The organism is Streptomyces sp. S6 (assembly GCF_054880855.1).
Genome location: NZ_JBTYMC010000383.1, coordinates 1 through 5,608, shown reverse-complemented (window position 1 = coordinate 5,608; position 5,608 = coordinate 1). Strand labels below are relative to the sequence as shown.

Genomic DNA, 5,608 nt, shown 5'->3' with positions numbered 1-5,608 from the left:
CGCGGGTCGGGTACCTCGGTCACGGTCAGCCGGTCCGGAGGACCGAAATCTTTCAGCAGGACGGCACGCACCTGTCCTCACTCCTTCTTGAGAATCGTGAACGGATCACTCAGCCGCTCCCGCCCGGTCGGGGACAGGGTGAAGATCCGCCGGGCCCGCCCGTCGACGACCTCCTCCCGCTCGACGTCGATCAGCCCGTCCGCCAGCAGCCGGTCGAGCGCCCCGTACAGGGCGCCCGTCCGCAGCGAGACCCGCCCGCCGGTCATCGTCTTGATCTCCTGGGCGACGGCGTACCCGTGCCGGGGGGCGTCCGCGAGGGCTGTCAGTACCAGCAGGGTGGGTTCCTGCATCACACGTTCGGTCACCCCGGGGACGATAGTCACTCCGGCGGACCATCTCAATGTGCGAGCGTGACCTCCACCGGCAGTTTCTTGATGCCGTTGACGAAGTTGGACCGCACGCGCGGCACGTCCCCGGCGAGCCTGATGCCGGCGAGCCTCGGGATCAGCTCCTCGAACATGATGCGGATCTCGGTGCGGGCGAGCAGGTTGCCCAGGCACAGGTGGGGGCTGCCCTTGCCGAAGGTGACGTGGTCGTTGTCGGCGCGGGCGACGTCGAAGTCGTACGGGTTGCCGAAGACCTCCTCGTCGCGGTTGCCGGAGGCGAACCACATGACGACCTTGTCGCCCTCCTTGATGTGCTTGCCGCCGAGTTCGACGTCCCGGGTCGCGGTGCGCCGGAAGTGGTAGACGGGGGAGGCCCAGCGCAGGAACTCCTCGACGGCCACCGGGATCAGGGAGGGGTCCTCCTGGAGGCGGGCGAGTTGCTCGGGGTGCTGGAGGAGGGCCAGCATGGAGTGGCTGATGGTGTGCCGGGTGGTCTCGTTCCCGGCGACGACCAGCAGCAGGAAGTAGTTGTCGAAGTCCTGCGGCGAGAGCGGAACGCCGTCCCTCGGGACGGTGTTCACCAGCTTCGACACCAGATCGGTGCCGTCCCCGCCGCGCCGCTGCCGGGCCAGTTCCCGGCCGTAGTCGAAGACCTCCAGCGAGGCGGGGGAGCGGAACGGCAGGTCGCGGTACTTCTCGCTCTCCTCGCTGTTCAGCAGCACGTCCGCGTAGTCGGGGTCGGTGTTGCCGATGATTCGGTTGCCCCAGTCGATGAGCTGCCGGTTGTCCTCCGGGGGCACGTCGAGGAGGCGGGCGAGGACGTTGATGGGGAAGTCGGCGGAGATCTCCTCGACGAAGTCGAAGGTGCCCTTGGCGAGGGCGTTGTCGAGGGTCGTCGCGGTCAGGCCGCGCAGGAAGTCGGCGTAGCTGTTGATGACGCCCGCCCCGAACTGCCGTTGCAGCAGGGAGCGCAGGGCGCGGTGGCGGACGCCGTCGAGCTCCAGGATGGAGGCGCGCTTCTTGATCTGGTCGTCGTCGACCTCTTCGAGGTTCACGAACTTCGTCGAGGTGAACGTCTCGGCGTCACGGTCGACGCGGGCGATGTCGGCGTGCCGGGTGATCGCCCAGAACCCGGAGCCCGGGGCGTCCTCCGGCTGCCAGTGGACCGGGTCCTCGTGGCGGAGGGTGTGGAACATCCCCCAGGGGGTGGTGCCGTCGGTGAAGTGGTCGAGGTTCGCGAGGTCGACGTCCGCGAGCGGGACGGGCCGGAAGGGCGGAAGGGAGGTCATGGGGTCAGGGCTCCTCGGGGTCACAGGTGGTCGGCGTACTCGGTGAACTCCCAGTCGGTGACGTGCCGTTGGAAGCGTGCGACCTCGTCGCGCTTGTAGGAGAGGTAGGAGGCGGTGAAGTCCTTGCCGAGCACCTCGGTGAGCGCGGTGTCCGCCTCCAGGGCGTCGAGCGCGGCCGGGAGGGTCGTCGGCAGGGTGGGGGACTTGGTGCTGTCGTAGCCGTAGCCCTCCAGCGGGGCCGGCGGTTCCTCCCCGGCGAGGACGCCGAGCAGGGCGGCGGCCAGTGCGCCCGCGATCAGCAGGTACGGGTTGGCGCTCGCGTCGCCGAGGCGCAGTTCGAGTCGGGCGCCGGCGCCGCGCTCCGGGGGGATGCGGACCATGGCGCTGCGGTTGTCGAGGCCCCAGTCGATCAGCCAGGGCGCGAGGGTGTCGGGCCCGAACCGCTTGTAGGAGTTGACCGTCGGGTTGGCGAGGGCGGCCAGCGCGGGGGCGTGCGCGACGACACCGGCGATCGCGTGTCGGGCGGTGGCCGACAGGCCGTAGGGGGCCGCCGGGTCGTCGAAGGCGTTGTCCCCGGAGTCGCCGGTACACGACAGGTGGAGGTGGAACCCGGAGCCGCCCGAGCCGTTGAACGGCTTCGCCATGAAGGTGGCGAGACGGCCCTCCTTGCGGGCGAGTTCCTTGACGGCGGCCTTGAAGCGGAAGGCGCGGTCGGCGGCGGTGAGGGCGTCCGCGTGGGTCAGGTTGATCTCGAACTGCGAGCCGTCGAACTCGTGGTTCCCGCTGGTGACGCCGATGTCCAGGGCGTGCAGCAGGCGCAGGGTGCGCAGGAGGTGGTTGTCGCCGTCGGCGCGCAGCCCGGCGGTGTAGACGACCCCGGCGGCCTCGCTGTAGCGGCGCCAGCCGGCCGGGCTCTGCGGGGCCGGGTCGCACAGGAAGTACTCCAGCTCCGGGCCCACCACCGGCCGCAGCCCGTGTTCCCGGCACCGCTCGACGACCGCCCGCAGCAGGTCGCGCGGCGACTCGGGGGCGGGCCGTCCGGTGGCCGGGTCGGTGACGTCCCCGAGGCAGGTGGCGACGCCGGGCTCCCAGGGGAGCGGGGTGAGGGTGGAGAGGTCGGGGCGCACGGTGATGTCGGGCAGCCCCGCGTCCAGCCCTCCGGCGACGTCGACGACGTCACCCTGGGGGCTGGTGTGGTAGACGGCCCGGCAGAAGGCGAGGCCGTGGTCGCAGGCGGACGGCAGGTGGTCCAGGAGGACGTCCCGGGCCCGCTCGGTGCCGATGAGGTCGGGATAGGTCACGCGGACCACGTCGATGCCCTCGGCGGCGAGCCGTTCCATGTGGTCCCGGACGGGGGAGGGGTCGAAAGCGCTCACCGGAATCTCCTCAAGGGGATCGCTTTGTTTGGTGCCAAACGGTAGGGAGCGGGTGGCTGCCGCACAAGAGGTTCGTCATAGAAATTTATCCATCTGGATAGCTATTGACCACGCCCTCGTCGGTTCCTATCTTGTTTGAAGTCAAACGAGTTCAAGGAGGACAGGCCATGAAGGTCGTCGTCGACATGAACAAATGCCAGGACCACGGGCAGTGCGTCTTCGCGGCCCCCGACGTCTTCTCCTTCGACGACGCCGGACGCCTGGCCTACGTCTCCGACCCGGAGGACGCACTGCGCGAAGAGGTCGAGGAGGCCGCCGACGTGTGCCCCCTCCAGGCCATCCGGATCGAGGACTGACCCGGTGGACACCACCGCACCCGTAGTCGTCGCCGGTGCTTCGATGGCCGGCCTGCGCGCCGCCGAACAGCTCCGCGCCGCCGGCTGGACCGGGCCCGTCACCCTCGTCGGCGACGAGCCCCACATGCCCTACAACAGGCCCCCGCTCTCCAAGGAGGTCCTCGCGGGCAAGGCGTCCTTCGAGTCCCTCGCCTTCCGCCCCCGCGCCAGCGTCGCGGACGTCGAATGGCGCCTCGGCACCCGCATCGCCGCCGCCGACCTGGACGGCCGTACCGTCACCCTCGACGACGGCACGCTCCTGCCCTACGGGGCGCTGGTCGTCGCCACCGGGATGCGCCCCCGGCGCCTGCGCTGCCCAGGACCCCTCGCCGGACGCCACACCGTACGCACCCTCGCCGACGCCCAGGGGCTGCGCGCCGAACTGACCCAGCCCGGTGTGCGTGTGGTCGTCGTCGGCGGCGGGTTCATCGGCTGCGAGGTCGCCGCCACGGCTGTCGCCCTCGGCGCCGCCGAGGTCACCGTCGTCGACCCGCTGCCGCTGCCCATGGTCGCCCCGCTCGGCGACCTGCTCGCCGTCAACCTCCTCGAACGCCACGAACGCGAGGGTGTCCGCTTCGCCCTCGGCGCCGGGGTCACCGGGTTCGAGGGGAACGACCGGGTCACCGGCGTGGCCCTGTCCGACGGGACGGTCCTGGCCGCCGACGTCGTCGTGGAGTCCGTGGGGTCGATCGCCAACACGGAGTGGCTCGACGGCAACGGCCTCGACCTCACCGACGGCGTCCTCACCGACGAACATCTGAGAGTCGGCGGGCGCCGCGAGGTCGTCGCGGTCGGTGACGTCGCCCGCTTCCCCAACGCCCGCTACGACGGTGTACCCCGCCGCGTCGAGCACTGGTCCATCCCGACCGACACGGCGAAACACGCGGCGCGCGCCCTCACCGGCACCGAAGGGGAACCCTTCGCGCCGCTGCCCACCTTCTGGAGCGACCAGCACGGCTTCCGGCTCCAGTCGTTCGGCGCCCCCGCGCTCGGCCGGGACGACGTCCGCGTCCTGGAGGGCGACCCGGACGGCGACGTCCTCGCCGGCTTCCACCGGGCGGACCGGCTCGTCGGCGTCGTCGCGCTCGGCGGACCCAAGACCGTCGCACTGGCCGCCCGCTTCCGCGCCGAACTGCTGGCCCAGCCCGCCCTCACCGCGTAAGGAACCCCTGCCATGAGCAGTGTCCGTGGATTCTTCCACCCCAAGACGGCGAGCGGAGCCTCGTCGCTGATCCCCGCCCCGCCCTGGCGCTACTCCGGCGACCTGCTCACTGTCGAGTACCGCACCGACCCCGCGCGCGTGCGCGAACTGCTGCCCGACTCCCTGGAGCTGGCCGAGGAGGACCCCGGTGCGGTCGCGCTGATCTGGGCCGACTGGCAGTCCTGCTCGGCCTCCGGCGAGGAACTCCTCGACCCGGTGCGCGCCCAGTACAAGGAGGCCTTCGCGGTCGTCCGCTGCTCGTACCAGGGCCGGACGTACTCCCGGTGCGTGTACATCTGGGTCGACAAGGACTTCGCGATCGCCCGGGGACTGCACCAGGGCTACCCGAAGAAGCTCGGCTCGATCCACCAGACCCGCCCGCACCCCTACGGTCCCGCCCCGCGCATCGAGGCGGGTGCCCGCTTCGGCGCCACCCTCGCCGCCGCCGACCGGCGCCTCGCCCAGACGGTCGTGACGCTGCGGGAGCCCTCGGAGACGAACGGGTTCGTGAACGGCCACCCGATGGCCCACCACCGCTGGCTGCCCTCCATCGAGAAGGGCAAGGGTCTGGCGCTCGACGAGCTGATCGAGTCCGGCGCCGCCTCCTTCGAGGGCGGTCAACCCTGGGTGGGGGAAGCGGAGTTGGAGCTGTTCGAGGCGCCCACCGAGGAACTCGCCCGCCTGGAGATCCACGAGCCGATCGCCGCGTACTACCGGCAGGTCGGCGTGGTGTGGGACGGCGGACGGCTGCTGGAGTCCGGAATGTCCACGGAGGTAGGAGCATGAGCATCACAGTCGCCGGAGTCCGGGTCGACACCCGGCACTGGATCGGCGGTCAACGCGTCGCGTCCGCCGAGACGTTCACCGACCACTCGCCCATCGACGGCGGCGTGATCGGCGAGATCGCCCGGGGCGGCCCCGCCGAGGCCGAGGCCGCCGTCGCCGCCGCCCGCGACGCGTT

General features: G+C 71.2%; 6 protein-coding genes and 1 pseudogene. 4 read left to right on the top strand and 3 right to left on the bottom strand.

The window, feature by feature from the left end; all coding sequences use genetic code 11:
* Positions 1-77: 77 nt before the first annotated feature.
* The 3 genes from ACVNF4_RS31790 to ACVNF4_RS31780 are packed head-to-tail and all read right to left on the bottom strand — an operon-like array spanning position 78 to position 3,051.
* Entirely contained in the window at positions 78-365 is a 288-nt protein-coding gene (locus ACVNF4_RS31790; protein WP_461806339.1) for a PadR family transcriptional regulator, read from the bottom strand.
* A gap of 32 nt (positions 366-397) precedes the next feature.
* The gene (locus ACVNF4_RS31785) at positions 398-1,675 is read right to left on the bottom strand and encodes a cytochrome P450 (protein WP_461806338.1); all 1,278 of its coding nucleotides are present in this window, start codon (positions 1,673-1,675) and stop codon (positions 398-400) included.
* 20 nt (positions 1,676-1,695) lie between these two features.
* Entirely contained in the window at positions 1,696-3,051 is a 1,356-nt protein-coding gene (locus tag ACVNF4_RS31780; RefSeq protein WP_461806337.1) for a glutamine synthetase family protein, read from the bottom strand.
* 167 nt (positions 3,052-3,218) lie between these two features.
* Here ACVNF4_RS31780 and ACVNF4_RS31775 point away from each other — a divergent pair, with 167 nt between their 5' ends.
* The 4 genes and pseudogenes from ACVNF4_RS31775 to ACVNF4_RS31760 form a co-directional block, all read left to right on the top strand.
* Complete coding sequence (locus tag ACVNF4_RS31775) at positions 3,219-3,407, top strand: ferredoxin (protein ID WP_461806336.1); 189 nt, start codon at positions 3,219-3,221, stop codon at positions 3,405-3,407.
* Between the two features lie 4 nt (positions 3,408-3,411).
* Positions 3,412-4,608, top strand: a complete 1,197-nt coding sequence (locus ACVNF4_RS31770) for an NAD(P)/FAD-dependent oxidoreductase (protein WP_461806335.1) — start codon at positions 3,412-3,414, stop codon at positions 4,606-4,608.
* 12 nt (positions 4,609-4,620) lie between these two features.
* Positions 4,621-5,433: an acetoacetate decarboxylase family protein gene (locus ACVNF4_RS31765; RefSeq protein ID WP_461806334.1), complete on the top strand. Its 813-nt coding sequence runs from the start codon at positions 4,621-4,623 to the stop codon at positions 5,431-5,433.
* Positions 5,430-5,608, top strand: a pseudogene (locus tag ACVNF4_RS31760) (betaine-aldehyde dehydrogenase); the annotation flags it as partial. The gene ACVNF4_RS31765 and the pseudogene ACVNF4_RS31760, both read left to right, overlap by 4 nt.

Coding starts and splice junctions, on each gene's coding strand:
- ACVNF4_RS31775 (WP_461806336.1), top strand. CDS start 3,219: ATGAAGGTCGTCGTCGACATGAACAAATGCCAGGACCACGGGCAGTGC.
- ACVNF4_RS31785 (WP_461806338.1), bottom strand. CDS start 1,675: ATGACCTCCCTTCCGCCCTTCCGGCCCGTCCCGCTCGCGGACGTCGAC.
- ACVNF4_RS31765 (WP_461806334.1), top strand. CDS start 4,621: ATGAGCAGTGTCCGTGGATTCTTCCACCCCAAGACGGCGAGCGGAGCC.